This is a genomic window from Pseudonocardia sp. (assembly GCF_050250275.1).
Classification (GTDB): domain Bacteria; phylum Actinomycetota; class Actinomycetes; order Mycobacteriales; family Pseudonocardiaceae; genus Pseudonocardia.
Genome location: NZ_JBFWOY010000024.1, coordinates 44,320 through 68,526 on the forward strand (window position 1 = coordinate 44,320; position 24,207 = coordinate 68,526).

The window sequence follows — 24,207 nt, forward strand, 5'->3', positions numbered from 1 at the left end:
CCCAGCACCTCGGCACCCGCCGCCGGACGGCTCCGTCCCCTGTCCCCGGCCCCGACCGGCCGGCCCCGCGATCCGGCACACTCACAGCCCCCGCACGGCCCGGCCACAACGCCACGACGCCCCCGCCGACATCGTCGCCCCCGGCCGCCGCGCCACCGACGCCGTCAGAACGCGTTGTCCCACAACGTCACGTACCGCTCGAAGGCGTTGTCGACGGCGTCGCGGTCGCCGGTGGCGAGCAGGTCCAGCAGCAGCCCGCGGACGACGGCGACGCCGAGCCGCACGTCGGTGCGGGCCTGGTCGAGGGGTAGGCCGTAGTGCTCGTGCGCGGTTCGCGCGGAGGGTTCCACCCAGCGTGCGATGTCGCCGTCGAGCAGCCGGGCCGCCGGCTCCTCCCCCGCCAGCCCGCGGACGTAGAGGCTGAAGAACAGCCGGACGTTGGGTGCCAGCCCCGGCTGCGAGACCTGGGCCCACAGCGCGCGCATCTGGTCGGGCGCGGACATCCCGGTGTCGGCGGCCAGCGCCGCGGCCAGCTGCTGCTGGGCGCCCTCGACGGCCTGGACCACGGCCAGCACCAACCCGTCCCGGGAACCGAAGTGGTAGCTGAGCATCCGGTGGCTGGTGCCGACGGCCTCGGCGACGGCGCGCAGCGACAGGTCGGTGGCGCCGGTGACCGTGAGGTGCTCGAGGACCGCGGCGAGCAGTTCGTCGCGACGGTTCGCGTTCATCCCTGGACCGTACCAAGTGGTACATGTACCGTCTGGTACATGCGTACCGGGAGGATCGACGTCCACGCCGTCAGCGACGCACCGCCCTCGGCGGTCTTCGCCCTGCTCCACGACGTCAGCACCTGGCCCGACTGGGCCGACTTCGCCACCGCCCGCCTCGAACGCGAGGGCTCCCCCGACCCCGACGGCGTCGGCGCCATCCGGGCGTTCACCGGGCAGGCGAACACCCGCGAGGAGGTCGTCGCCGTCGAGCAGGACCGCCACTTCGCCTACGTCCTGCTCTCGGGCATCCCGATCCGCGACTACCGCGCCGACGTCCACCTCACCCCCACCGCCTCCGGCGGCACGGAGATCTCGTGGCGGTCCTCGTTCACCGCGAAGATCCCGGGGACCACACGGCTGATCGAGAAGCGCCTGGGCGCCTTCATCGAGGAGACCGCGCGCCGCCTGGCCTCCGCCGCCGGGTGAGTGGCAGTACCCGCCATCGCGAAGACCGCCACGACCCGTGCGCCGACGGGCCCGGTCCGCGAGACTGACCCCGTGATCGAGACGCTCCGCGCCAGGATCGGGTCGGTGACCGGAACGGCCAGGGCGATCGTGGCGCTCACCCGGTCCGGGGTCGTGCGGCCGGTCCGACCGGACCGCATCGCAGGCATCGCCTCCGGGCTGGTGCGCTACGGCATCGGCGTCGCCGCCGGCTACACCGCAGGCGCCGCACGCCACCCCGGCCGCACCGCGATCATCGACGACACCGGCGCCCTCTCCTACGGCGAGGTGCACTGGCGCACCGACCGCCTCGCCCGCGCGCTGCTCGCCCGCAGGACCGGCCCCGGCGAGCCCGTCGCCCTGCTGTGCCGCAACTCGCGCCACCCCGTCGAGGTCGCGGTCGCCGCCGAGAAGATCGGTGCCGACATCGTCCTGCTCAACATCGGCATGGCCCCCACCCAGATCGCCGAGGTCCTCGCCGACCTCGGCGTGCACACCGTCGTCGCCGACGCCGACCTCCACGACCGGCTCACCGACGTCGCCCCGCAGGTCGCGACCGTCGTCGCGCGCGGATCCCTCGACGGGCACCCGACGTGCGAGGACCTGATCGCCACCGCGACCGGCGGGCGGCTGCCGGTGCGGCCCGAGCGCAGCCACACGGTCGTCCTCACCTCCGGGACGACCGGCCCGCCCAAGGGCGCCCGCCGCCCCCACCCGTCGACGCTCGCTCCCGCCGCGGCGATCCTGTCCGAGATCCCGCTGCGCGCGGGCGTGCCCGTGCACATCGCCGCACCGCTCTTCCACACCTGGGCCACGGCGGGCCTGCACCTCTCCGTCCTGCACGGCTCGACCGTCGTGCTGCGGGCGCGGTTCGACCCGGCCGACCTCCTCGACGTCGTCGCCGCGCACCGCTGCGACACCGTGTTCGCGGTGCCGATCATGGTGCAGCGCATCGTCGAGTCCGGGGCGCCGGGCTGGCGGGCGGGGCACACGCCGCGGATCGTCGCCGTCAGCGGGTCGGCGCTGCCCGCCGGGCTCGCAGCCGGGTTCATGGACCGCTTCGGCGACGTCCTCTACAACCTCTACGGCTCCACCGAGGTCTCGTGGGTGTCGATCGCCGGGCCCGCCGACCTGCGCGCCTCCCCCGGCACCGCCGGCCGCGCGCCCACCGGCACCACGCTGCGCATCCTCGACGACGACGGCCGCCCCGTCCCGCCCGGCGTCGAGGGGCGGGTGTTCGTCGGCAACGACCTGCCGTTCGAGGGCTACACCCGCGGCGACACGACCGTCGAGAGGCACGACGGGCTGCTGGGCACCGGCGACGTCGGCACCCTCGACGAGAACGGCCTGCTGCAGCTCACCGGCCGCGCCGACGACATGATCGTCTCCGGCGGGGAGAACGTGCACCCGGGGCCGGTCGAGGCCCTGATCGCGGCACGTGACGAGGTGCTCGAGGTCGCGGTCGTCGGGGTGCCCGACGACGACTTCGGGCAGCGCCTCGCGGCCTACGTCGTCCCCGCCGCGGGTGCGAGCATCGACGCCGACGCCCTGCGCAACGCCGTCCGCGGCTCGTTGTCGCGGTTCGCCGTGCCGCGCGACGTCGTCGTCCTCGACGCGTTGCCGCGCAACCAGACCGGCAAGGTCCTCCGCCACGACCTCCCCCCGCCCCGCTGACCGTCGCGCGCAACCTCATTGCTGTACTCCGGCTCGTGGACGACCGTGGGGTTGCGCGCGGTTGTTCGGGCGCAACCCCACGGTTGGTCTGCGGCACCGGGACGACCGTGAGGTTGCGCGCGGTTCTTCGGGCGCCGGGACTGACGTAGCGTCGGGACGTGCCGACCGTCGAGGAGCTGTTCGCCCCGCCGCCCGAGGTCGCGGCCCATCCCGCCGTCGCGGCGACGACCCGGTTGTGCGCCGACGTGATCGGCCCGCACGCCCCGGCCGCCGACGACCCCGGCCGCGGCGTCGACCCCGCCCACCCCCGTGCGCTGGCGGCGGCGGGCCTGCTGTCGGTGCGCATCCCGGTCGCCGAGGGCGGCCTCGGCGCGGCGCAACGCGTCGACGTGGAGACCGTCGAGCTGCTCGCCGGGACCTGCGGGGCGACCTGGTTCGTCGTGACCCAGCACCGCAACCCGCAGGCCGACTCGACATCGCCGATCAAGGGCGTCGCAGCCGGGGCATACCGGCACGGCCCCGCCGCCGCCCGGCACCGGCCCGGGCTGGCCGCCGCCACGACCCTCGCCGGCATCGCCGTCGCCCACATCCGCCGCCCCGGCGCCCCGGCCGTCCGTGCCGAACCCGCGGCGGGCGGCGGCTGGCGCCTCACCGGTACCGCCGCCTGGTGCACCGGCTGGGGCATCACCGACCTCACGATGATCGCGGCGACGACCCCGACCGGGAGGTTCGTGTTCGCGCTGGTCCCGACCGCGCCGCGGCCCGGGCTGCGGGTCGGCACCCCGGCGCCCCTGGCCGTCATGGGCGGCACCCGCACCGTGCCGCTCGAGCTCGACGACATGGCCGTCGCCGGTGCGGAGGTGCTGCTCGACGTCGACGCCGCCGCGTGGACCGCCGCCGACGCCCTGCGCACCGCCGACACCCGCCCCGCGACGCTCGGGCTGCTGCGCCGCGTCCTGGTCGAGCTGGAACGCCTCGGCCGCCGCCGACCCGAGGTCTGCGACGTCGCGGGGGCACTCGGCGAACGCGGTGCGGCGCTGCGCGACGAGGCACACGCGTTGCTGATCGACGTCCCCGCCGGCGAGCGGACGGCCGACCGGATCCGGCTGCGCGGGGAGATCGCGGAGCTGACCGTCCGGTCGGCGAACGCGCTGGTCGCGGCGCGCGCGGGCAGCGCGACGCTGCTCACCTCCCCCGAGCAGCGGTGGGCCCGGGAGGCGATGTTCCACCTGGTGCAGGGCCAGACCGACATCGTGCGCCGCGCCCAGCTCGCCGCGTTCGCCGCCTCCTGACGGATGTCACTGCGCGGTGGGGACGGTCGAACGACGCGTACCACCGGCGGCCGGGCACAGTGGAGCCATGACCACCGCCGTCGCGCTCCCCCTGCGCCCGCCCGCGCACCGCGTCGATCCCCGCGCGGTGCAGTGGTGGCGGCTGCAGGGGCTGGCAGCGCTCGTCGTGCTCGCCGGGCCGCAGCTGGTCGTGTGGATCGTGCTCGGCGGACGGCCGTCATGGCTCCTGGTGACGACGATCGTCACCGCTGCCCTGGCCGCCGCCTACACGCTGGTGGTGCCGCCGATCCGGTACCGGATCCACCGGTGGGAGGTCACGGACGAGGCCGTCTACACGCTGTCGGGGCTGGTCGTGCGGGAGTGGCGGATCGCGCCGATCTCGCGGGTGCAGACCGTCGACACCGAGCACGGGCCGCTGCAGCAGTGGCTGAAACTGGCCAGCGTCACGGTGACGACGGCCTCGGCCCGCGGGCCGGTCGCGATCCACGGGCTCGCCGCCCCCGACGCCGCCGAGCTCGCCCGCGTCCTCACCGAGACGACGCAGGCCACCCCCGGGGACGCGACGTGACCGAGGCGGCCGGGCCCGCCCCGGCGGCCGAGGTCCCGTGGCGGCGCCTCGACGGGAAGATGCTGGTCGTCGCGCCGCTGCAGCACGTCGTCCGGCTGCTCCCGGTGCTGCTGATCCTGCTGTTCACCGGCCGCGGCGACCCCGTGCGGCTGTGGATCACCCTGGGCATCACGGTGCTGGTGATCGGGTTCGGCGTCGTCCGGTGGAAGACCACCCGCTACCGCATCACCGACGACCGCGTGGAGCTGCACAGCGGCTGGGTGCGGCGCCAGCGCCGCTCGGTTCCCCGCGACCGGCTGCGGACGGTCGACATCACGTCGACGCTGCTGCACCGCGTCTTCGGGCTCGGTGTCCTGCACGTGCGCGGGGCGTCGGGTGCCGCGGTCGACCACCACGGGCTGAAGCTCGACGCCGTGAGCGTCGCCGAGGCCACCCGGCTGCGGACCGAGCTGCTGCAGTCGGGCCGGGCGCCCGCACGCGTGGGCGGCCGCGGTGTCGGCGCGGTGGCCGACGACCCGCCGCAGGTCGTGAACGGCGACCATCGCCACCCACAGGTGCTGTCCGTGCTGCGCTGGCCCTGGATCCGGTTCGCGCCGCTGACCTTCTCCGCCCTCGCGGGCACCGGCGTCCTCGTCGCGGCGGCGTGGAACGTGACCAACGAGCTGGGCATCCGGCCGCGGGACCTGCCCTTCGCCACCGACGTCGCCGACCGCGTCCGCAGCGCCGCGGTCTGGCTGACCGTCGGCGTCCTCGGGCTGGCGCTGCTCGTCGTCGCGATCATCGGGGCACTGCTGATGTTCACCGAGCGCTGGTGGGGCTACCGGCTCACCCGCGACGACGACCGCACCCTGCGCGTGCACCGCGGCCTGCTGACCCGGCGGTCCCTCTCGGTGGCGGGCACCCGTCAGCGGGGCGCCGAGGTGAGCGAGCCGCTGCTGCTGCGCGCCGGGCGCGGCGCGCAGGCCCGCGTGCTGGCGACGGGGCTGGGCCACGGCAGCCAGGGCGGGGCGGTGCAGCCGCCCGCGTCTCGGGGCGAGGCCCACGCCCTCGCGGCGGCCGTCGCCGGGCAGCCCGTCGAGCGCGCCACCCTCGCCCCCGTCCGGCCACATCCGCGGAAGGCCCTGTGGCGCAGGCTGACCCGGGCCGTCGTCCCCGCGCTGGTGGTGTGCGCGGCGGGCTGGATCGTGGCGACGACCGCGCCCGGCTGGTACTGGACCGGTCCGGTGACGACCGTGCTGCTCGTGCTCGCGGTACCCGTCGGGTTCGACCGCTACCGCAACCTCGGCCACCTGCTCACCGGGCGGCACCTCGTGACTCGCTGGGGCTCGCTGCACCGGCGCACCGTCGTGCTGGAACGCGACGGCGTCATCGGCTGGCGCATCCGGCAGAGCATCTTCCAGCGTCGCGCCGGCCTGGTCACGGTCGAGGCCGTCACCGCGGCGGGCGACGGCGGCTACCCCGTGACCGACGTGACGGCCGCCGACGGCGCGGCACTCGCGGCGGCGATCACCCCGGCGGTGTTCGCCGGGCTAGCGCCGCCGCGTGCCGAACAGGCCGCGGGTGATCTCGCGGCCCAGGGCGCTGGCCGCGGAACGCAGGAACGACTTGACCACCGGTGAGCCCAGCACCTCGGCCACCATCCCCGGCTCCTCCTTCTCCCGGCGCCGCTCGGGCTGCGGGGGCGGAGGGGCGTCGACCGGCGCGGCGGGCGGCGGCGGGGGCTCGGCGATCTTCGCGGTCAGCTTCTCGTAGGCCGACTCACGGTCGACGGTCACGCCGTACTTCGGGTACAGCGGTGACGCCTTCGCGGCCTCGGTGACGGCCTGCTCGCCGATCGCGTCCATCAGCGAGCGCGGCGGCCGCATCCGGGCCCACGCCACCGGCGTCGGCGCGCCACGCTCGGACAGCACCGTCACGATCGCCTCGCCCGTACCGAGCGAGGTCAGGGCCTCCTCCAGGTCGTAGACCTTGGAGACCGGGTACGTCTTGACCGTCCGCGCCAGCGCCTTCTGGTCGTCGGGGGTGAAGGCGCGCAACGCGTGCTGGATGCGCGCACCCAGCTGCGACAGGACGGCGTTGGGCACGTCGGTGGGCAGCTGCGTGCAGAAGAACACGCCGACGCCCTTGGACCGGATCAGCTTCACGGTCTGCTCGATGCGCTGCAGGAACGCCTTCGACGCGTCGGTGAACAGCAGGTGCGCCTCGTCGAAGAAGAACACCAGCTTCGGCTTGTCGAGGTCACCCGCCTCGGGCAGGTCCTCGTAGAGCTCCGCGAGCAGCCACATCAGGAACGTCGAGAACAGCCTGGGGTTGGCGGCCTGGTCGGCCAGCTCCAGCAGCGTGACGACGCCCTTGCCGTCGACCTGACGGAGCAGGTCGGCAGGCTCGAACTCCGGTTCCCCGAAGAAGTCCTCGCCGCCTTGGGCCTCGAGGTTCACCAGCGCCCGCAGGATGACCCCCGCCGTCGCCGACGAGACCCCGCCGATGCCCTTGAGGTCGGCCTTGCCCTCGTCCGACGTCAGGTGCTGGATGACCGCCCGCAGGTCCTTGGTGTCGAGCAGGGGCAGCTGCTTCTGGTCGGCCCAGTGGAAGATCAGGCCGAGCGTCGACTCCTGGGTGTCGTTGAGCCCCAGGACCTTCGACAGCAGGATCGGGCCGAACTGGGTCAACGTCGCCCGGATCGGCACCGCCGACGACGACCCGCCCAGCGACAGGAACTCGCACGGGTAGGCGGTCGGCGTCCAGTCGTCGCCCGTGTCGGCGGCGCGGGAGGCGATCTTCGGCCCGTCGACGCCCGGGCGGGACATGCCCGACAGGTCGCCCTTGACGTCGGCCAGCAGCACCGGCACACCCGCGTCGGACAGCTGCCCGGCCAAGCCCTGCAACGTCTTCGTCTTGCCGGTACCGGTCGCACCGGCCACGAGGCCGTGCCGGTTCAGCGTCGCGAACGGGATGCGGACCTTCGCCGTCGGATCGACCGCGCCGTCGACGAGGACGGTGCCGAGCTCCAGCGCGAGACCCTCGGTGGCGTATCCGGCGGCGATCTGCTGGGCCGCGGTCACCGGATCGGCGTTCGTGTTCTCCCCCACGTCGGCGGACTCTAGCGCCTAGGGTAGCGGGATGAACGACCGTCTGGTGTGGATCGACTGCGAGATGACGGGTCTCGACCTGCAGCGCGACGCACTCATCGAGATCGCCGTCCTCGTCACCGACGGGGACCTCAACGTCCTGGGCGACGGTGTCGACGTCGTCATCCACGCCGACGAGGCCGCGCTCGCCGCGATGCCCGACGTCGTGCGCGACATGCACGCGCACTCCGGGCTGACCGAGGAGGTGCGACGCTCGACGGTCACGCTCGGCGAGGCCGAGCAGGCCGTCCTCGCCTACATCCGCGAGCACGTGCCCGACGCCGTCTCCGCGCCGCTCGCGGGCAACTCGATCGCCACCGACCGCGGCTTCCTCGCCCGCGACATGCCCGAGCTCGACGCGCACCTGCACTACCGCATGGTCGATGTCAGCTCGATCAAGGAGCTGTGCCGGCGCTGGTTCCCCCGGGTGTTCTACGCCAAGCCCGAGAAGGGCCTCGCGCACCGCGCCCTCGCCGACATCCGCGAGTCCATCCGTGAGCTCGCCTACTACCGCGCGACGCTGTTCGTCTCCCCGCCCGGACCGACGTCCGAGCAGGCCCAGGCCGCCGCCGCCGCGGTGTCGGGGTCCGGTGTGGGGGGCGATCAGGGGGCGGGCTAGTATTCTCCCGTCGCCGGTTGAGGCCGGTGCACATGGTGGGTGTAGCTCAGCTGGTAGAGCACCTGGTTGTGGTCCAGGGGGCCGCGGGTTCAAGTCCCGTCACTCACCCGGAACGCGGTGCCCCCACCGCGAAGGGGCCGGAAAGCGCTGTGATAGCGTTTCGACGGCGCCGAGCGGTGGGGCGCAGCGGGTCTCTGAAAGACAATTCAATACTCTGCGCCGTTAGCTCAATTGGCAGAGCAGCTGGCTCTTAACCAGCGGGTTCGGGGTTCGAGTCCCTGACGGCGCACCATTCCTGGCCTGGGAGGACCGACGTCCTCCCAGGCCATTTTTCTTTGTGTCCGAATCGGGCCCGTCGGCCACCGACTGCCACTGCGGATATCGGGAGCCTCGCCGCGGGCATGTCCGGCGAGTTCGTGGCCCGGTCATTTCGAGCAGGTGCGAACAGACCGCGCGGGCCGCGGGATCGACCGGGGCGTTCGATACCGGGGCAGCCCCGATGTCGAGCAGGAACACGTAGCGCCACGAAGCATGGTCGACGAGCCGCGCGCCCGGTCGGCGCCCCCGAGGGTGCCGTTGAGCAGCGCGAGACTGCTCGGCACGACCAGCGCGCCGCCGACGCCCTGCACCAGCCGGACGCGGGCGTGTCATCAGTGCTGCGCGGCCGCGCCCTCGACACGCTCGCCGCCGTGACCGTGCGGGCGCCCGGCCGGGGGCACCCGACGTTCGCCCAGCCGGACCGAGCCGCACCCCGGCGGTCGAGAAGATCACCGTTCGCGGATCCACCGAGCGCATTCGCGCGGACGCCGTTACCGTCGAGACGTGCCCGGCCCCGACCTGGTTGCGCTGAACGCGTCCATGATCGACAGAATTCTCGGCGAACCGCCCGACCCGATCGTCGACGGCGGCTACGCGCGCCGGGTGCTGCGTACCCGCGGCCGTCGCAGCGGGCTCGTCCGCTCGACGCCGATCGGTGTCGTCGGCCTGGACGGCGGCCACTACCTCGTGTGCCCGGACACCGCTCGGGACTGGGCGCACAACCTCGCCGCCGACCCCGACTGCAGCATCGCCTCCCGCGACGACGAGCAGCCCGCCACCGCCCTGCCCGTCCCCGACGACGAGGCGGCCCCCGTCGTCGCCACCTACCTGTCGGCCATGCGCGACCTGCCGTTCGCCGTCCGCGCGTTCCCCGTCGGCCCCGACGCGACCCCCGACGAGATCCGCCCGCACCTGCGGACCATCCGCGTGCTGCGGCTCGAACCGCGGGAAGCGGCGTGAGCGGCCGGGGGCCGGCGTGCGTCGTCGTCGGCGGCGGGCCGGGCGGGATGCTCACCGCGTACCTGTTGGCGCGCAGCGGTGTGCGCGTCACCCTGCTGGAGTCGCACCGCGACTTCGACCGTGACTTCCGCGGCGACTCGCTGCACCCCTGGACGCTCGAGCTGCTCGACAGCCTCGGCATCGCCGACGACCTGCTCGCGCAGCCGCACTTCGCCGCGCGCTGGTTCCGCTTCCACACCCCGCACGGCACCATCCGCACCACCGACTACGGCGGCCTGCAGACGCGGTTCAACTACGTCGCGCTCATGCCGCAGGCCCGGTTCCTCGACTTCGTCGCCGCCCGCGCCGCCGAGCTCCCCGGCTTCGAACTGCGCCTCGGCGCCAAGGTGACGGGCCTGCTCGTCGACGGGGAGACCGCGCAGGGCGCGCCCGCCGTCACGGGGGTGCGTTACCGCGACGCCGGCTCGGGCGCCGAGCACGAGCTGCGCGCCCCTCTCGTCATCGGCGCCGACGGCCGCTTCTCCCGGGTGCGCCGGCTCGCTGGGCTCACGGCCGAGCCGCTCGGTGCGAGCAGCGACCTCCTGTGGTTCCGGCTCCCCCGCCTCGACGACGACCCGCCCGAGGCCGACGTGGACCTCTACTTCGGACGGCACCACTACGTCGGGCTGCTCGGCGGGCCGAGCGACTGGCAGGTCGGTTACTCGCTGCCCAAGGGCGGCTACCCCGCGGTGCGGGAGGCCGGCGTCGAGCCGATCCGCAGGTTCGTCGCCGAGCACGTCCCCTGGCTCGCCGACCGTGTCGGGGCGCTCACGTCGATGGCCGACACGACGTTGCTGTCGGTGGAGATCTCCCGGGTCCGCACGTGGTGGCGGCCGGGGCTGCTGCTGATCGGCGACGCCGCGCACGTCATCTCCCCCGTCGGCGGCAACGGCATCCTGATGGCCCTGCAGGACGCGGTCGCGGCCACCAACCGGCTGGTCCCGGCGCTGCGGGCGGGCACGGCCGGTCCCGACGTGCTGGCCGCGATCCAGGCCGACCGCGAACCCGCCATCCAGACCGTGCAGGCACAACAGGTGCGGACGGAGAAGCGCGTCGCCAGGGCCCGGGAGCGGGGCACACCGATGTCTCCGCCCACGATCCTGCGGTTGGTCACGGCGCTGCCCGGGTTCCGGGTGCGGGCCGCGCGGCGCAACGCCTACGGCCCCAACCCGCCCACGCTCGACCGGTCGATGCTGGTGGCGCAGGCTCAGTCGTCGGACTCGGCGGCGTAGTCGCGCTGCCGGTCCTCGGCGGCGACCGACTCCGCCATGCGTCGGGTGCGGCGCCGGACGAACACAGTCACGGCGATCCCGGCGAGCACGGCGACCAGCAGCGCGACCCACGAGAACCGCGACAACCAGTGCTCCGCGACGACACCCAGCGCGTACACCAGCAGCGTCGTCCCCGTCGCCCACACGATCCCGCCGCACGCGTTGGCCAGGAGGAAACGCGGATAGTGCATGCCCAGCGCACCGGCGAGCGGGCCGGAGAAGATCCGCAGCAGCGCGACGAAGCGGCCGAAGAACACCGCCCACATCCCCCAGCGGCGGAAGAACCGCTCGGCCACCTGCACGTGGCCGGGGCCGAAATGAGCCGGGAACCGGCGACCGAGCCGGTCGAACAGGCTCATCCCGTACCGGCGGCCGACGGCGTACCCGATCGAGTCACCGATGATCGCTCCCGCGCTGCCCGCCACCGCGATCCACACCGGCGAGACCGCCAGCTCGTGCCGCGACGACAGCAACGCCGCGCTGACCAGCACGATCTCGCCGGGCAGCGGGATGCCGAGGCTCTCGATCCCCACCACGAGCCCGACCAGCAGGTACACCGTGAGCGGCGGGATCGTCTGCAGCAGGTGGTCGAGCCACATGGTCGTCCCCCTTCCCCGGGCCAGTCTGCCCCCCCGCCGGCCCACCCGATCGGCGGATCACCCCGGCCGTGTCCTCTCACGGGCGGTTAGCGTGAATTCCGTGCGCATCGCAGCCCGGGGCACCGGCATCGCCGCCGCCCTCGTCGTCCTCCTCGCCCTGGCGTCCTGCGGCAGCACCGCGCCCGGCCCCGCCGACGCCACCGCCCAGGTCCCGACGCCCGCGGCGACCTCCGAACTCGCCCCGCAACGCACCCCCGGCGCCCCCCGCGTCCTGCTCACCGGCCTCGAGGTGCCGTGGGGGATCGCGTTCCTGCCCGACGGCGACGCGCTCGTCACCGAACGGGACGGCCGGATCGTGCGCGTCACCCCGCAGGGGGCGGCGACACCCGTCGGCACCGTCGCCGGGGTCTCCGCCCGCGGGGAGGGCGGCCTGCTCGGCATCGCCGTGTCGCCGCGGTTCGCGACGGACCGCGCCGTCTACGTCTACTACACGTCCACCCAGGACAACCGGGTCGTACGGCTGCAGGTCGGCACCGACGGCACCGTCGACGGCGCCGCCCAGCAGGTGATCGTCTCCGGCATCGGCGCCGCGTCCATCCACAACGGCGGCGGCCTCGTCTTCGGCCCCGACGGCATGCTCTACGTCGCGACGGGCGACTCCAGCCGCACCGACGCCTCGCAGAACCGCGACGACCTCGGCGGCAAGGTCCTGCGCGTCACCCCCGACGGCGCCCCCGCGCCCGGCAACCCCTTCGGCACCGCCGTGTTCACCTACGGCCACCGCAACGTCCAGGGTCTCGCCTTCGGCCCCGGCGACCGGCTCTACGCCACCGAGTTCGGCCAGAACACCTTCGACGAGGTCAACCTGCTGACGCCGGGCGCCGACTACGGCTGGCCCACCGTCGAGGGCATCGCCGGTCGGGAGGGCCTCACCGACCCGCTCGTCACCTGGTCGACCTCCGCCGCATCCCCCAGCGGGCTGGCCTACGCCGGCGGGTCGTTGTGGGCGGCGGCGCTGCGCGGCGAGCGGCTCTGGCGCATCCCGCTGACCGCCGACGGCCGCACCGGCACCCCCGAGGCCCTCTACACCGGGGAGTTCGGCCGGCTGCGCGGTGTCGTCGCCACGCCCGACGGCTCCGCGCTGTGGGTGACGACGAGCAACCGCGACGGCCGCGGCTCCCCCGCCCCCGACGACGACCGGATCCTGGTCGTGCCCCTCTGACCCGCCGCCCGCGCCGGGCGCGGGTGCCCCTCGGGCGTCGCCCGGGGCGCGGCGTCCCCCGATGTGCAGGCCGCCGCGCCCGGGGGTGCCTCCGGGGCGCGGAGTCCGGCACCCGTACGGTCGGCGCCATGAGCGGCGAGAGGGTCGGGCGGTACGTGCGGATGGTCGCCGTCGAGGGGCAGGGCCAGGCGCTCGCCGACGGGCTGCTGCGCGTCGCCGAAGGCATGCGCGACGCGCCGGGCTGCGAGCTCTACGTCGTCAACCGGACACCCGACGACGACGACGCCGTCTGGATCACCGAGGTCTGGAGCGACGAGGCCGCGTCGGACGCAGCGCTCAACCGCGATCTCGGCGAGGCCGGTCTCGGGTCGGTACTGGGCCTGCTCGCGGGCCCGCCCGAGTTCATCGAGCTCTCCCCCGTCGGCGGGCCGGGCCTGTCCTGACGGCTCAGGAGGGCTCGACCCAGTCGTAGCTGCGGTCGACCGCGCGTCCCCAGTTGGCGTGCTCGCGGCGGCGCAACGCCGGGTCCATCCCCGGTTCCCACGCCGCGGCCCGGTGCCAGTTGGCGCGCAGCGTCTCCAGGTTCGACCAGTGACCGACGGCCAGCCCCGCCGCGTAGGCGGCGCCCAGCGACACCGCTTCCGACCCGAGCGGGCGTTCCACCGGCACGTCGAGCACGTCGGCGAGGAACTGCATGAGCAGATGGTTGGCGGTCATCCCGCCGTCGACCTTCAACCGGGTCACCGGCAGACCCGAGTCGGCGTTCATGGCGTCGACGACCTCGCGCGTCTGCCAGCCCGTCGCCTCCAGCACCGCGCGCGCCAGGTGTCCCTTGTCGATGTAGGAGGTGAGGCCGACCATGACGCCGCGCGCGTCGGGATGCCAGCGCGGCGCGTACAGGCCCGAGAAGGCCGGGACGATGTAGCAGCCGCCGTTGTCGGGAACCGTGAGCGCGAGCGTCTCGATCTGCGGGGCCGTCTCGATCAGGCCGAGCGAGTCGCGGAACCACTGCACCAGTGAGCCCGTCATCGCGATGGACCCCTCGAGTGCGTACACGGCAGGCTCGTCGCCCAGGACGTAACCCATCGTCGGGATCAGGCCGTGCGTCGACTCCGCGATCCGCGTCCCCGTGTTCATCAGCAGGAACGCGCCCGTGCCGTAGGTGCACTTGGCCTCGCCCGGCGCGAAGCAGGTCTGGCCGACGAGCGCGGCCTGCTGGTCGCCCAGCGCCCCCGCGACCGGGACGCCCGGCAGCACCGCGGTGCACGTGCCGTAGATCTCGGAGTTGGACCGGATGCGCGGCAGCATCCGCTCCGGCACGTCGAGGGCCTCCAGCAGCTTCGGCGACCACTCGCGGGTGCGGATGTCCATCATCATCGTGCGGCTGGCGTTGGTGCCGTCGGTGACGTGCACGCCGCCGTCCGGGCCGCCCGTCAGCCGCCAGATCAGCCAGGTCTCCATCGTCCCGAACAGGACGTCGCCCCGTTCGGCGCCCGCCCGCGCGCCGGGGACGTTGTCGAGCAGCCACCGCAGCCGCGGACCGGCGAAGTACGTCGCCGGGGCGAGCCCGCACACCGACGAGAACAGTTCCTCGTGACCCTCGGCCGTGAGCCGGGCGACGATGCCGTCGGTGCGGGTGTCCTGCCAGGTGATCGCGCGCGCCAGCGGCAGGCCGGTGTGCCGGTTCCAGATCACGGTGGTCTCGCGCTGGTTGGCGATCCCGAGGGCGGCGATGTTCTCCGGCCCCAGCCCGGCCCGGCGCAGCGCCGCCGGCACGATCGAGGCGACGTTGCGCCAGATCTCCTCGACGTCGTGCTCGACGCGGCCGGGCCGCGGGTAGTGCTGCCGGTGCTCGCGCTGCGCCACGGCCAGCATCCGGCCGGCCCGGTTGAACAGCAGGCACCGCGTCGACGTGGTGCCCTGGTCGATCGCCGCGACCACCCGCTCACTCATCGGGTGCCTCCGCCCGGACGCGTGCCTGCGATTGCAGGAACGGCGCCCACCTCACGAGTGCCCCAGCGTCGCGGAGATCTCGCGCGCGGCGGCGGTGAGCTGGTCGACGAGGCGCGGCCGGACGACGCCGCCCGACCCGAACAGGTGCTCCACCGGCCCGCTGATGCCCAGCGTCCCGACGGCGAGACCGCCGGCCCCGCGCAGCGCCACCGCGGCTCCGCCGACGCCGGGGGTGTACTCGGCGAAGCCCGTCGCGCAGCCGCGGCGCCGAGCGAGGACGAGCTGGCTCTCCAGCGCCGCCGGGGTGGTGGCGGTGCGGCCGGTGTAGCGGTGCAGGTCGAGGTCACGGGCGGCCGGCGTGACCAGGGGTGCGAACGCGAGGAGGCACTTGCCCAGCGCGGTGGCGTGCATGGGCACGGTCTCGTTCGTGCGCAGCCGCTGCGGGGAGCCGTCGGGGCGGAAGACGTGGTGCACGAGGCTGACGACGCGCCCGTCGGGCACCCCGACGAACACGGCGCAGCCGGTGCCGCCGGCGAGCGCATCGGCCCAGTTCATGGAGCGGGAGCGCAGGTCGTGGCGGTCCCAGCCGGGGGTGGAGAGGCTGCCGAGGCCGGCGCCGACGGAGTACAGGGAGCTGGTGGGGTCCTGGGCGACGAAGCCGACCTCGCGCAGGGTGCGCAGGATGCCGTGGGCGGTGGGCCGGGGCAGGTCGAGGGCGGCGGCGAGCTCGGCGAGGGCGAGCGGGCGGCCGGTGTTGGCGAGCAGCCGCAGCGCCGCGGCCGCGCGCTCGATCGACTGGATCGTCCCGGGCACGCCCCGAGCCTAACGCCCGACATGTGACGGTTTCGGCAATGCCGATTCGACATTGACGAACACCTCAGGTTGCTCCCGTCACAGGAGGTTCCTAGCGTCCGTTCCCGCGCGCGGGAACGAGACCGGCAGCAGGGGCCCGGACAGGAGGGTGGGGGCGACGCTCCCGGCGCCGACACGGCAATCCTCGAAGGAGGGCACCGCTATGCGGAAGACATTGCTCGGCGAGCTCAGCGCCGAGTTCGCCGGGACGATGATCCTCATCTTGTTCGGCGTCGGCGTGGTGGCGCAGGTCGTCACCACACCCGACGGCAGCCTCGGCGACCACGACTCGATCGCCTGGGCCTGGGGCCTGGGCGTCACCCTCGGCGTCTACGTGGCCGCACGGCTGTCCGGCGCCCACCTCAACCCCGCGGTCACGATCGCGCTGGCCGCGTTCAAGGGGTTCGAATGGCGCAAGGTGCTGCCCTACTGCGTGGCGCAGTTCCTGGGCGCGTTCGTGGCCGCGTTGATCGTGCGGGTGGTCTACGCCGACGCGATCGCCAAGGTCGACCCCGGACACACCATCAAGTCGCAGCTCATCTTCTCGACGCTGCCCGGCAACGGCGCGGACGGCATCGGCATCCCGACGGCGTTCCTCGACCAGATCGTCGGCACCGCGATCCTCGTGTTCGTGATCTTCGCCCTGACGACGGCGGTCAACAACCCGCCGCTGGCGAACCTCGGCCCGGTCGTCGTCGGCCTGCTGGTCGTCGCGATCGGCATGGCCTGGGGCACGAACGCCGGATACGCGATCAACCCCGCCCGTGACTTCGGCCCGCGGCTCGCGTCGCTGATCACCGGGTACTCGACGGCCATGCAGGACCAGCACGGTGATCTCTACTTCTGGCTACCCATCGTGGCGCCGATCATCGGCGGCCTGGTCGGTGGCGGTCTGTTCATCTTGCTCATCGACCGTTTCCTGCCCAAGGACGACGAGCTCCTGCCGACCCCGCCCGTGTCCGAGCCGCGCGCCAACTCCTGAGAGGACGATCCATGGCTGACTACGTCGGCGCCATCGACCAGGGCACGACCAGCACGAGGTTCATGATCTTCGACCGCTCCGGCAACGAGGTGGGCCGCCACCAGCTGGAGCACGAGCAGATCCTGCCGCAGGCCGGCTGGGTGGAGCACAACCCCGTCGAGATCTGGGAGCGCACGTCCGCGGTCCTGCAGAGCGCGCTGAACAAGACGGGCCTGTCGTCGTCGGACCTCGTCGCGCTGGGCATCACCAACCAGCGCGAGACGGCGGTCGTCTGGGACAAGAACACCGGCCGCCCGTTCTACAACGCGATCGTCTGGCAGGACACCCGCACCGACCGGATCGCGTCGGCGCTGGAGCGTGACGGCAAGGGCGACACCATCCGGCGGAAGGCGGGCCTGCCGCCCGCGACGTACTTCTCCGGCGGCAAGATCCAGTGGATCCTGGAGAACGTCGACGGGGTGCGTGCGGCGGCCGAGCGCGGTGACGCGATCTTCGGCAACACCGACACGTGGCTGATCTGGAACCTCACCGGCGGCCGCGACGGCGGCGTGCACGTCACCGACGTCACCAACGCCAGCCGCACGATGCTGATGAACCTGGAGACGCTCGACTGGGACGACGAGCTGCTCGGGTTCTTCGACATCCCGCGGCAGATGCTGCCCGAGATCAGGCCCAGCTCGTTCACGGCCGGCTACGGCAGCACCCGGGTGAACGGGCCGCTGGGCGGCGAGGTGCTGATCACCGGCGACCTGGGCGACCAGCAGGCCGCCACCGTCGGCCAGGTGTGCTTCTCCCCCGGCGAGGCGAAGAACACCTACGGCACCGGCAACTTCATGCTGCTCAACACCGGTACCGAGCTGATCCGGTCGAAGGCCGGTCTGCTGTCGACGGTCTGCTACAAGTTCAACGACGAGGACGTCGTCTACGCGCTGGAGGGTTCCATCGCGGTGACCGGTTCGGCCGTGCAGTGGCTGCGCGACCAGCTGGGCATCATCTCCGGGGCGGCACAGTCGGAGGCGCTGGCCCGGCAGGTCGACGACAACGGTGGGGTGTACTTCGTCCCCGCGTTCAGTGGTCTGTTCGCGCCGTACTGGCGGTCCGACGCCCGCGGCGCCATCGTGGGGCTGTCCCGGTACAACACCAACGCGCACCTGGCGCGGGCCACGCTCGAGGCCATCTGCTACCAGAGTCGCGACGTCATCGAGGCCATGGAGAAGGACTCCGGGGTACACCTGGAGGTGCTCAAGGTCGACGGCGGCGTCACCATGAACGAGCTGTGCATGCAGATCCAGTCCGACGTGCTCGGCGTCGACGTCAGCAGGCCTGTCGTCGCCGAGACGACGGCGCTGGGGGCGGCGTACGCGGCGGGTCTGGCGGTCGGGTTCTGGAAGAACACCGACGAGCTGCGACAGAACTGGAACGAGGCTCGACACTGGTCACCGGAGTGGAACGACGAGCAGCGCACCGAGGGCTACGGCAAGTGGAAGAAGGCCGTCGAACGGACGTTGAACTGGGTGGACGTCGACTGACGGCGGGTATGCACCTCTAGGGAAGGACATTCATGAGATCGGTCGCGCTCTCCCCCCGGGCCCGGGCGGACGCCCTGGCCGCGATGGCGGGGACCGAGCTCGACGTGCTCGTGATCGGTGGTGGCGTCGTGGGCGCGGGCAGTGCCCTCGACGCCACCACCCGCGGGCTGACCGTCGGGCTCGTCGAGGCCCGGGACTTCGCGTCCGGGACGTCGAGCCGTTCCAGCAAGCTCATCCACGGCGGCCTGCGGTACCTGGAGATGCTGGACTTCCGGCTCGTCGCCGAGGCGCTGCAGGAACGCGGGCTGCTGATCCAGACGATCGCACCGCACCTGGTGCGTCCCGTCCCGTTCATCTACCCCCTGCGACACAAGGTGTGGGAGCGGTTCTACGCGGGCGCCGGCGTCGCGCTCTACGACACGCTCGGCCTGCTCTCGGGCCGGGCCCGCGGGGTGCCCCACCACAGGCACCTGACGCGGTCGGGCGCGAAGCGGATCATGCCGTCGCTGCGCAAGGACGCCCTGACCGGCGCCCTGCAGTACTACGACGCGCAGGTCGACGACGCACGGCACACGATGTTCGTCGCCCGCACGGCCGCGGCCTACGGGGCGCACGTGGCGTCGCGGGCGCGCGTGGTCGGGCTGCTGCGCGAGGGCGAGCGGGTCACCGGCGCCGAGGTGCACGACCTGGAGTCGGGTGAGACGATCAAGGTCAGGGCGAAGCAGGTCGTCAACGCCACCGGTGTGTGGACCGACGACACCCAGGGCCTGGTCGGCGAGCGCGGCCAGTTCAAGGTCCGCGCCAGCAAGGGCATCCACCTGGTCGTCCCGCGTGACCGCATCCAGGGCGACTCCGGGCTGATCCTGCGCACCGAGAAGTCGGTGCTGTTCGTGATCCCGTGGTTCCGGCACTGGATCATCGGGACGACCGACACCGACTGGTCGCTGGACAAGGCCCACCCGGCCGCGAGCGCCGCCGACATCGACTACCTGCTCGACCACGTCAACGCCGTGCTGGAGCAGCCGCTCACGCACGCCGACGTCGAGGGGGTCTACGCCGGGCTGCGACCGCTGCTGTCGGGCGAGTCGGAGTCGACGTCGAAGCTCTCGCGCGAGCACGCCGTCGCGCACCCGGTGCCGGGGCTGGTCGTCGTCGCCGGCGGCAAGTACACGACCTACCGCGTCATGGCCAAGGACGCCGTCGACGCCGCGGTCCACGGCCTCGACGCCAAGGTCCCGGACTCGGTGACGGAGAAGGTGCCGTTGTTGGGCGCGGAGGGTTTCAAGGCCCTGCTCAACGCCCGGCACCGGCTCGCGGCGAAGCACGGGGTCCACGTCGCCCGGATCGAGCACCTGCTGAGCCGTTACGGCTCGATGATCGACGAGGTGCTCGCGCTGGTCGACGACGATCCCTCGCTGGGCGAACCCCTCGCGGGCGCGCCCGACTACCTGCGGGCGGAGATCGTCTACGCCGCCGCCTACGAGGGTGCCCGCCACATCGAGGACGCACTGGCCCGGCGCACCCGGATCTCGATCGAGACGTTCGACCGGGGGGTCGGGTCCGTCGACGAGGCCGCCCGGCTGATGGCACCGGTCCTCGGCTGGAGCGACGAGCAGGTGGAACGCGAGATCGAGCACTACCGCAAGCGGGTCGAAGCCGAGCGGGAGTCCCAGAAGATGCCCGACGACGAGACCGCCGACGCCGCCCGCATGGGCGCGCCGGAGATCGTCCCGCTGGCCTGAAGCTAGCCCCGGGGGAACGGTGGGTGGCGGTGGTCGCTGTGGCGACCACCGCCGCTCACGACGTCGCGGACCACCGTCATGGCCCGGTGCAGCTCCGCGTAGGACGTCGTCAGCGGCGACAGACCGATCCGGATGCCGTCGGGCGGGCGGTGGTCGATGACCACACCCGCCGCGATCAGCTCGTCGGAGAGCGCCTTCGCGTCCGCGTGGGTCACGGTGACGTGGCCGCCGCGGCGGGCGGGGTCGCGCGGGGAGCCGAGGCCGACGCCGTGGCCCAGCTCGTCGACGAGCGCGACGGTCAGCTCCGTGAGCGTGACGGCCTTCGCGCGGATGCGGTGCATGCCGGCCTCGGCGACGAGCTTCACGCCCTCGTCGACACCGATGAGGCCGGTGATCGGCGGCGTCCCCGACAGCGCGCGGCGCATCCCCGGCGCCGGGGTGTGGTCCGATGTCATCGCGAACGGGTCGGCGTTGCCCATCCAGCCGGTGATCGGCTGCGCGAACGACTCCTGCAGCGCCGCGGCGACGTAGAGGAACGCGGGCGCGCCCGGTCCGGCGTTGAGGAACTTGTACGTGCAGCCGGCGGCGAGGTCGACCCCCGCGGCGTCGAGCTCCAGCGGCACCGAGCCGACGCTGTGGCAGAGGTCCCAGACCACGAGCGCGCCCGCGTCGTGGGCGGCAGCGGTGACGGCGTCGAGATCGGCGATCCAGGCCGACCTGTAGTCGACGTGGGAGAGGGTGACGAAGGCGGTCCTCTCGTCGAGGTTGTCGCCGACGTCGGCGAGGGTCACCCCGCCCGCCGGGTCGGGTGAGATCCAGCGGACCGTCAGCCCGCACTCCGCGGCGACCGCCTCGACGACGTAGCGGTCGGTCGGGAAGTTGCCGCGGTCGGCGACGACCTCGGTCCGTCCCGGACGCATCGCCGCCGCGGCACGCATGAGCTTGTACAGGCACACCGTCGTCGAGTCGGCGACGACCGTCTGCCCGGCCGCGGCGCCCAGGGCCGCGGCGCCGAGCCGGTCACCGACCTCGAACGGCAGCTCCATCCAGCCCTCCGACCAGGACCGGATCAGCCGGGACCCCCAGTCGTGCGCGACGAGCGCGGCGAGCCGCTCACCCGTCGCCTTCGGGGGCCGGCCGAGCGAGTTCCCGTCGAGGTAGGCGACGAGACCCGGGTCGTCGGGGACGACGAAGCGGTCCCGGAACGGCGCGAGCGGGTCGGCGGCGTCGAGCTTCTCGGCGTCGGCGAGGGTGGGCGCCATGATCACTCCAGTTCCGTCCGCACGGCCAGGATCTCGGGGAAGAACGTCAGCTCCAGCGCCGCCTTCAGGAACGCGGTCCCGCTCGACCCGCCGGTGCCCCGCTTCGACCCGATGATCCGCTCGACCGTCTTGAGGTGCCGGAACCGCCAGAGCTGGAAGCTCTCCTCGACGTCGACGAGCGCCTCGCACGTCTCGTAGGCGCCCCAGTCGCGGCCGGGGTCGGTGTAGACGAGCCGGAACACCTCGACCAGCTCCGGCGCGAACACGTGCGCCTTCGTGCGGTCACGGTCGAGCACCTCGCGCGGGACCGGGTAGCCGGCGCGGGCGAGGTGGCGCAGGAAGTGGTCGTAGAGGCTCGGTGCGGCGAGGACCTCGTGCAGCCGGCGGGAGGCGTCGGAGTCGTCGGCGAACACCTCGATCGCAGCGGCGTTCTTGTTGCCCAGCAGGAACTCCACGGTCCGGTACTGCTCGGACTGGAAGCCCGACGCCGTGCCCAGCGCCGACCGGAACTGCAGGTACTCGGTCGGGGTCAGCGTCTCCAGGACACCCCACTGCTCGAACAGCTGCCGCTGCACCGCCTTCACCCGCGCGAGCGCCTTCAGCGCCGGTCCGAGGTCGTCGGCGTCCATCATCGCGGCGGCGTACCGGAGCTCGTGGATGACCAGCTTCAACCACAGCTCCGACGTCTGGTGCTGGACGATGAACAGCAGCTCGTCGTGGTGCTCGGGGCTGCTCTGCGGGCGCTGGGCGCCGAGCAGCTCGTCGAGGCGCAGGTAGCCGGCGTAGGTCCTGTCGACGTCGAGCCCGCGGTGCAGGCCCTCCTCGACCGTGCGCTCGTTGGTCGTCACACGCGCAGTCTGCACCGGTCGTCGGTGGGTCGGGGGGTCAGCGGGTGATGCCCGTGTGCCCGAGCGACCAGCGGCCCGGCTGCGGCCACACGCACAGCCCGTGCGGGCCGTCGCCCACCGGGATGCGGGCCAGCAGCCTCCCGTCGGTCGTCGACAGCACGTAGACCTCGTGGGTGTAGCGGCCCGACAGCCACAGCTGGGAACCGTCGGCGGTCACGTTCCCCATGTCGGGGCTGCCGCCCGGGATCGCCCACCTCGTCAGGACCGCGCCGGTGTAGGCGTCGAGGACGCTGACACTGCCGTCGAGCCGGTTGGTGACGAACAGCCGCTTCGCGTCGCGCGAGAGGTAGAGCCCGTGCGCGCCCGGCCCCGTCGGGATCTCGCGGACCACCGTCGTCGCGGCGCCGTCGATCACCCAGACGCCGCCCTCCTGGCTGTCGGCGACGTAGAACACCGAGCCGTCGGGTGCGGTCTTGATGTCCTGCGGGCCCATCCGCATGTGCCGCACCGGCATGTCGACGGTGCGCAGCACCTTCCGGTCGAGCAGGTCGACCACGGCGACGCGGCCGTCGAACTCACAGGTGAACACCGCGGTGCGGCCGTCGGGGGTGTAGTCGGCGTGGTCGATGCCCGCGCACTGCGGCGTCGGCAGCTCCCCCTGGACCGCCCACGTGTGCGGGTCGTAGAACACCAGCTTGCGACGGGCCTCCGCCACCGAGATCGCCGAGCGCCCGTCGGGGGTGAAGTACATGTTGTAGGGGTCGGTGACCGGGATGTTCTTCCCCGGCAGCCCCGTGACCGGGTCGAACGGCGTGACCTTGTCGGTGGTGTCGTCGGAGGCGTAGAGCGTCGACATGTCCCACGACGGCACGACGTGCTGCAGCTCCCCGCCCAGCCGGTACTTCCCGACCACCCGGAACGTCGCCGGGTCGATCGTCCACACGTCACCGGACCGGGTGTGCGGGACGTAGACCAGCGGCTTCGCCTTCTTCGCGACGTCGGAGAGCATGTTCGCGCCCGCGTCGGCGTAGATGTCGTGGGGGTCGGCGACCGGCGCCATGCCCGGGTACGACGCCGGCTGCGCTGCGCCGGCCGTCGACGTGGCGGTGCCGGCGCCGGGGGCGCCGCTTCCGGAGGTGCAGCCGGCCACGACGAGGACCGCGGCGAGCGCCAGCACCGCGGCGCGGGCACGTGGGGCGGGAAGGGGCACGGGCGTCCTCTCAGGCGAACAGCTGCGACGCGGTGACGGGCCGCAGCCCGCGCGCCGCGAGGTCGTCGAGCAGACCCGGGATCGCCTGCAGGGTCCCGGGATGGCCCAGGTGCATGCTCACGACCGCCCCCGCCGTCGCGCCTGCGACGTTGCGGCGGATCGCGGCGGCGCCGGGGTCGGTGAAGTCGCGGGAGTCGACGTCGTAGGACAGCACCGTCGGATAGCCGGCGGCGGCCGCGAGGACCTTGACCCGGCTCGTGGCGTGCTGGGCCTGCGAGGGCCGGAAGAACGCCCCCGGCCCGCCGGTCAGCGCCGCGATGCGGTCGCGGCAGCGTTCGATCTCGGCGCGGGCCGCGGACTCCGACATCGTGTCGATGTCGCCGTGCGACCAGGTGTGGTTGCCCAGCTCGTGCCCGAGGTCGGTGACGACGCGCGCCGAGTCCGGCGACTGTGCCAGCCAGGTCCCGACGGCCAGCACCGTGACCGCGGCCCCCCGGTCGTGCAGGGCGGTGAGCACCTGCTTCGCGAGCCCCGGGTCGCCGGCGCCGTGGAAGGTCAGGGCCACCTCCGGACGGCCTCCGCTCCCCCGCTCCACCTCGGGCGCCGGCGCGCCCGGCGCGAGGCCGGGCCGGGTCGGGCGCGGCGGCGGCGGCCGTGGAGCCGTGGCCGCGGGCGGGGCCGGGGCCGTGCCGCACGCAGCCGCGGCCCCGGCGAGTCCGGCGGCGGCGAGACCGAGGCGCAGGAGCCTGCGCCGCGGCATCCGCGCCGCGTCCTGGGAGGTCACGCGGCGGAGCGTAGCGGGGCCCCTGACCTGGGAATTCCTTTACCCGGGCGAGCCGGTCGGCGGCCTCGGCGGTTGCTCGGCACCTGCTGTGCGGTGCGTCCCGGTTCGCCCGGTGGCCGCTCCCGGCCATGGCCGGGAGCG

General features: G+C 73.4%; 22 protein-coding genes and 2 tRNA genes. 15 read left to right on the forward strand and 9 right to left on the reverse strand.

Annotation, left to right across the window (positions count from 1 at the left end):
• Nucleotides 1-164: 164 nt before the first annotated feature.
• A complete protein-coding gene (locus tag AB7F12_RS21130) occupies nt 165-728 on the reverse strand; it encodes a TetR/AcrR family transcriptional regulator (RefSeq protein ID WP_428497289.1) in 564 nt (187 codons plus the stop codon).
• A 39-nt stretch (nt 729-767) separates the two neighbouring features.
• Here AB7F12_RS21130 and AB7F12_RS21135 point away from each other — a divergent pair, with 39 nt between their 5' ends.
• From AB7F12_RS21135 to AB7F12_RS21155, 5 genes are all read left to right on the forward strand, one after another.
• A complete protein-coding gene (locus tag AB7F12_RS21135) occupies nt 768-1,196 on the forward strand; it encodes an SRPBCC family protein (protein WP_428497290.1) in 429 nt (142 codons plus the stop codon).
• 72 nt (nt 1,197-1,268) lie between these two features.
• A complete protein-coding gene (locus AB7F12_RS21140) occupies nt 1,269-2,888 on the forward strand; it encodes an AMP-binding protein (RefSeq protein WP_428497291.1) in 1,620 nt (539 codons plus the stop codon).
• 158 nt (nt 2,889-3,046) lie between these two features.
• Nucleotides 3,047-4,180, forward strand: a complete 1,134-nt coding sequence (locus tag AB7F12_RS21145) for a hypothetical protein (RefSeq protein WP_428497292.1) — start codon at nt 3,047-3,049, stop codon at nt 4,178-4,180.
• A gap of 67 nt (nt 4,181-4,247) precedes the next feature.
• A complete protein-coding gene (locus AB7F12_RS21150) occupies nt 4,248-4,748 on the forward strand; it encodes a PH domain-containing protein (protein WP_428497293.1) in 501 nt (166 codons plus the stop codon).
• Nucleotides 4,745-6,367, forward strand: a complete 1,623-nt coding sequence (locus AB7F12_RS21155; RefSeq protein ID WP_428497294.1) for a PH domain-containing protein — start codon at nt 4,745-4,747, stop codon at nt 6,365-6,367. Before AB7F12_RS21150 ends, AB7F12_RS21155 begins: the two co-directional genes overlap by 4 nt.
• On the opposite strand, the gene AB7F12_RS21160 is transcribed toward AB7F12_RS21155, so the two are convergent.
• Complete coding sequence (locus tag AB7F12_RS21160) at nt 6,278-7,837, reverse strand: helicase HerA-like domain-containing protein (RefSeq protein ID WP_428497295.1); 1,560 nt, start codon at nt 7,835-7,837, stop codon at nt 6,278-6,280. The genes AB7F12_RS21155 and AB7F12_RS21160 overlap by 90 nt on opposite strands.
• Before the next feature lie 31 nt (nt 7,838-7,868).
• On the opposite strand from AB7F12_RS21160, the gene orn reads away from it, so the two are divergent.
• The 5 genes from orn to AB7F12_RS21185 all read left to right on the forward strand — a co-directional run bounded on the left by orn (nt 7,869) and on the right by AB7F12_RS21185 (nt 11,044).
• Entirely contained in the window at nt 7,869-8,495 is a 627-nt protein-coding gene (orn, locus tag AB7F12_RS21165) for an oligoribonuclease (RefSeq protein ID WP_428497296.1), read from the forward strand.
• A 35-nt stretch (nt 8,496-8,530) separates the two neighbouring features.
• A tRNA-His gene (locus tag AB7F12_RS21170) sits at nt 8,531-8,603 on the forward strand.
• Between the two features lie 108 nt (nt 8,604-8,711).
• Nucleotides 8,712-8,787: transfer RNA gene (locus tag AB7F12_RS21175), tRNA-Lys, on the forward strand.
• Between the two features lie 530 nt (nt 8,788-9,317).
• Nucleotides 9,318-9,773: a nitroreductase/quinone reductase family protein gene (locus AB7F12_RS21180; protein WP_428497297.1), complete on the forward strand. Its 456-nt coding sequence runs from the start codon at nt 9,318-9,320 to the stop codon at nt 9,771-9,773.
• The gene (locus AB7F12_RS21185) at nt 9,770-11,044 is read left to right on the forward strand and encodes an FAD-dependent oxidoreductase (RefSeq protein ID WP_428497298.1); all 1,275 of its coding nucleotides are present in this window, start codon (nt 9,770-9,772) and stop codon (nt 11,042-11,044) included. Before AB7F12_RS21180 ends, AB7F12_RS21185 begins: the two co-directional genes overlap by 4 nt.
• Here AB7F12_RS21185 and AB7F12_RS21190 read toward each other — a convergent pair.
• Nucleotides 11,020-11,682 (reverse strand): DedA family protein, encoded by a 663-nt coding sequence (locus tag AB7F12_RS21190; protein ID WP_428497299.1) that lies wholly within the window; start codon nt 11,680-11,682, stop codon nt 11,020-11,022. The genes AB7F12_RS21185 and AB7F12_RS21190 overlap by 25 nt on opposite strands.
• 100 nt (nt 11,683-11,782) lie before the next feature.
• Here AB7F12_RS21190 and AB7F12_RS21195 point away from each other — a divergent pair, with 100 nt between their 5' ends.
• Together AB7F12_RS21195 and AB7F12_RS21200 are read left to right on the forward strand one after the other, a co-directional pair.
• Nucleotides 11,783-12,904: a PQQ-dependent sugar dehydrogenase gene (locus AB7F12_RS21195; protein WP_428497300.1), complete on the forward strand. Its 1,122-nt coding sequence runs from the start codon at nt 11,783-11,785 to the stop codon at nt 12,902-12,904.
• A gap of 128 nt (nt 12,905-13,032) precedes the next feature.
• Nucleotides 13,033-13,347, forward strand: a complete 315-nt coding sequence (locus tag AB7F12_RS21200; RefSeq protein ID WP_428497301.1) for a putative quinol monooxygenase — start codon at nt 13,033-13,035, stop codon at nt 13,345-13,347.
• Nucleotides 13,348-13,351: 4 nt separating this feature from the next.
• On the opposite strand, the gene glpK (AB7F12_RS21205) is transcribed toward AB7F12_RS21200, so the two are convergent.
• Together glpK (AB7F12_RS21205) and AB7F12_RS21210 are read right to left on the reverse strand one after the other, a co-directional pair.
• Nucleotides 13,352-14,857 carry a glycerol kinase GlpK gene (gene glpK / locus AB7F12_RS21205; protein WP_428497302.1) on the reverse strand — a complete coding sequence of 502 codons (1,506 nt, stop codon included), beginning with the start codon at nt 14,855-14,857 and terminating at the stop codon, nt 13,352-13,354.
• Between the two features lie 51 nt (nt 14,858-14,908).
• Complete coding sequence (locus tag AB7F12_RS21210) at nt 14,909-15,670, reverse strand: IclR family transcriptional regulator (RefSeq protein ID WP_428497303.1); 762 nt, start codon at nt 15,668-15,670, stop codon at nt 14,909-14,911.
• A 202-nt stretch (nt 15,671-15,872) separates the two neighbouring features.
• On the opposite strand from AB7F12_RS21210, the gene AB7F12_RS21215 reads away from it, so the two are divergent.
• From AB7F12_RS21215 to AB7F12_RS21225, 3 genes are read left to right on the forward strand one after another with little or no spacing between them, the layout of a single operon-like run.
• Nucleotides 15,873-16,691, forward strand: a complete 819-nt coding sequence (locus AB7F12_RS21215; RefSeq protein WP_428497304.1) for an MIP/aquaporin family protein — start codon at nt 15,873-15,875, stop codon at nt 16,689-16,691.
• Between the two features lie 11 nt (nt 16,692-16,702).
• Nucleotides 16,703-18,220, forward strand: a complete 1,518-nt coding sequence (glpK, locus tag AB7F12_RS21220; RefSeq protein ID WP_428497305.1) for a glycerol kinase GlpK — start codon at nt 16,703-16,705, stop codon at nt 18,218-18,220.
• 32 nt (nt 18,221-18,252) lie between these two features.
• Nucleotides 18,253-19,962 (forward strand): glycerol-3-phosphate dehydrogenase/oxidase, encoded by a 1,710-nt coding sequence (locus AB7F12_RS21225; protein WP_428497306.1) that lies wholly within the window; start codon nt 18,253-18,255, stop codon nt 19,960-19,962.
• Between the two features lie 2 nt (nt 19,963-19,964).
• Here AB7F12_RS21225 and kynU read toward each other — a convergent pair whose 3' ends face one another.
• Genes kynU through AB7F12_RS21245 form a run of 4 tightly spaced genes read right to left on the reverse strand, consistent with a single transcriptional unit; the run spans nt 19,965 to nt 24,066 of the window.
• A complete protein-coding gene (gene kynU / locus AB7F12_RS21230; protein ID WP_428497307.1) occupies nt 19,965-21,224 on the reverse strand; it encodes a kynureninase in 1,260 nt (419 codons plus the stop codon).
• Between the two features lie 2 nt (nt 21,225-21,226).
• A complete protein-coding gene (locus AB7F12_RS21235) occupies nt 21,227-22,072 on the reverse strand; it encodes a tryptophan 2,3-dioxygenase (RefSeq protein WP_428497308.1) in 846 nt (281 codons plus the stop codon).
• A gap of 37 nt (nt 22,073-22,109) precedes the next feature.
• Entirely contained in the window at nt 22,110-23,282 is a 1,173-nt protein-coding gene (locus tag AB7F12_RS21240) for a YncE family protein (protein WP_428497309.1), read from the reverse strand.
• A gap of 10 nt (nt 23,283-23,292) precedes the next feature.
• Entirely contained in the window at nt 23,293-24,066 is a 774-nt protein-coding gene (locus AB7F12_RS21245; RefSeq protein ID WP_428497310.1) for a polysaccharide deacetylase family protein, read from the reverse strand.
• Between the last annotated feature and the right edge of the window lie 141 nt (nt 24,067-24,207).

Excerpts from the sequence above, each read along its gene's own strand:
- AB7F12_RS21130 (WP_428497289.1), bottom strand. The coding sequence starts at position 728 with ATGAACGCGAACCGTCGCGACGAACTGCTCGCCGCGGTCCTCGAGCAC.
- AB7F12_RS21135 (WP_428497290.1), top strand. The coding sequence starts at position 768 with ATGCGTACCGGGAGGATCGACGTCCACGCCGTCAGCGACGCACCGCCC.
- AB7F12_RS21150 (WP_428497293.1), top strand. The coding sequence starts at position 4,248 with ATGACCACCGCCGTCGCGCTCCCCCTGCGCCCGCCCGCGCACCGCGTC.
- orn (WP_428497296.1), top strand. The coding sequence starts at position 7,869 with ATGAACGACCGTCTGGTGTGGATCGACTGCGAGATGACGGGTCTCGAC.
- AB7F12_RS21190 (WP_428497299.1), bottom strand. The coding sequence starts at position 11,682 with ATGTGGCTCGACCACCTGCTGCAGACGATCCCGCCGCTCACGGTGTAC.
- AB7F12_RS21200 (WP_428497301.1), top strand. The coding sequence starts at position 13,033 with ATGAGCGGCGAGAGGGTCGGGCGGTACGTGCGGATGGTCGCCGTCGAG.
- glpK (WP_428497302.1), bottom strand. The coding sequence starts at position 14,857 with ATGAGTGAGCGGGTGGTCGCGGCGATCGACCAGGGCACCACGTCGACG.
- AB7F12_RS21215 (WP_428497304.1), top strand. The coding sequence starts at position 15,873 with ATGCGGAAGACATTGCTCGGCGAGCTCAGCGCCGAGTTCGCCGGGACG.
- glpK (WP_428497305.1), top strand. The coding sequence starts at position 16,703 with ATGGCTGACTACGTCGGCGCCATCGACCAGGGCACGACCAGCACGAGG.
- AB7F12_RS21225 (WP_428497306.1), top strand. The coding sequence starts at position 18,253 with ATGAGATCGGTCGCGCTCTCCCCCCGGGCCCGGGCGGACGCCCTGGCC.
- kynU (WP_428497307.1), bottom strand. The coding sequence starts at position 21,224 with ATGGCGCCCACCCTCGCCGACGCCGAGAAGCTCGACGCCGCCGACCCG.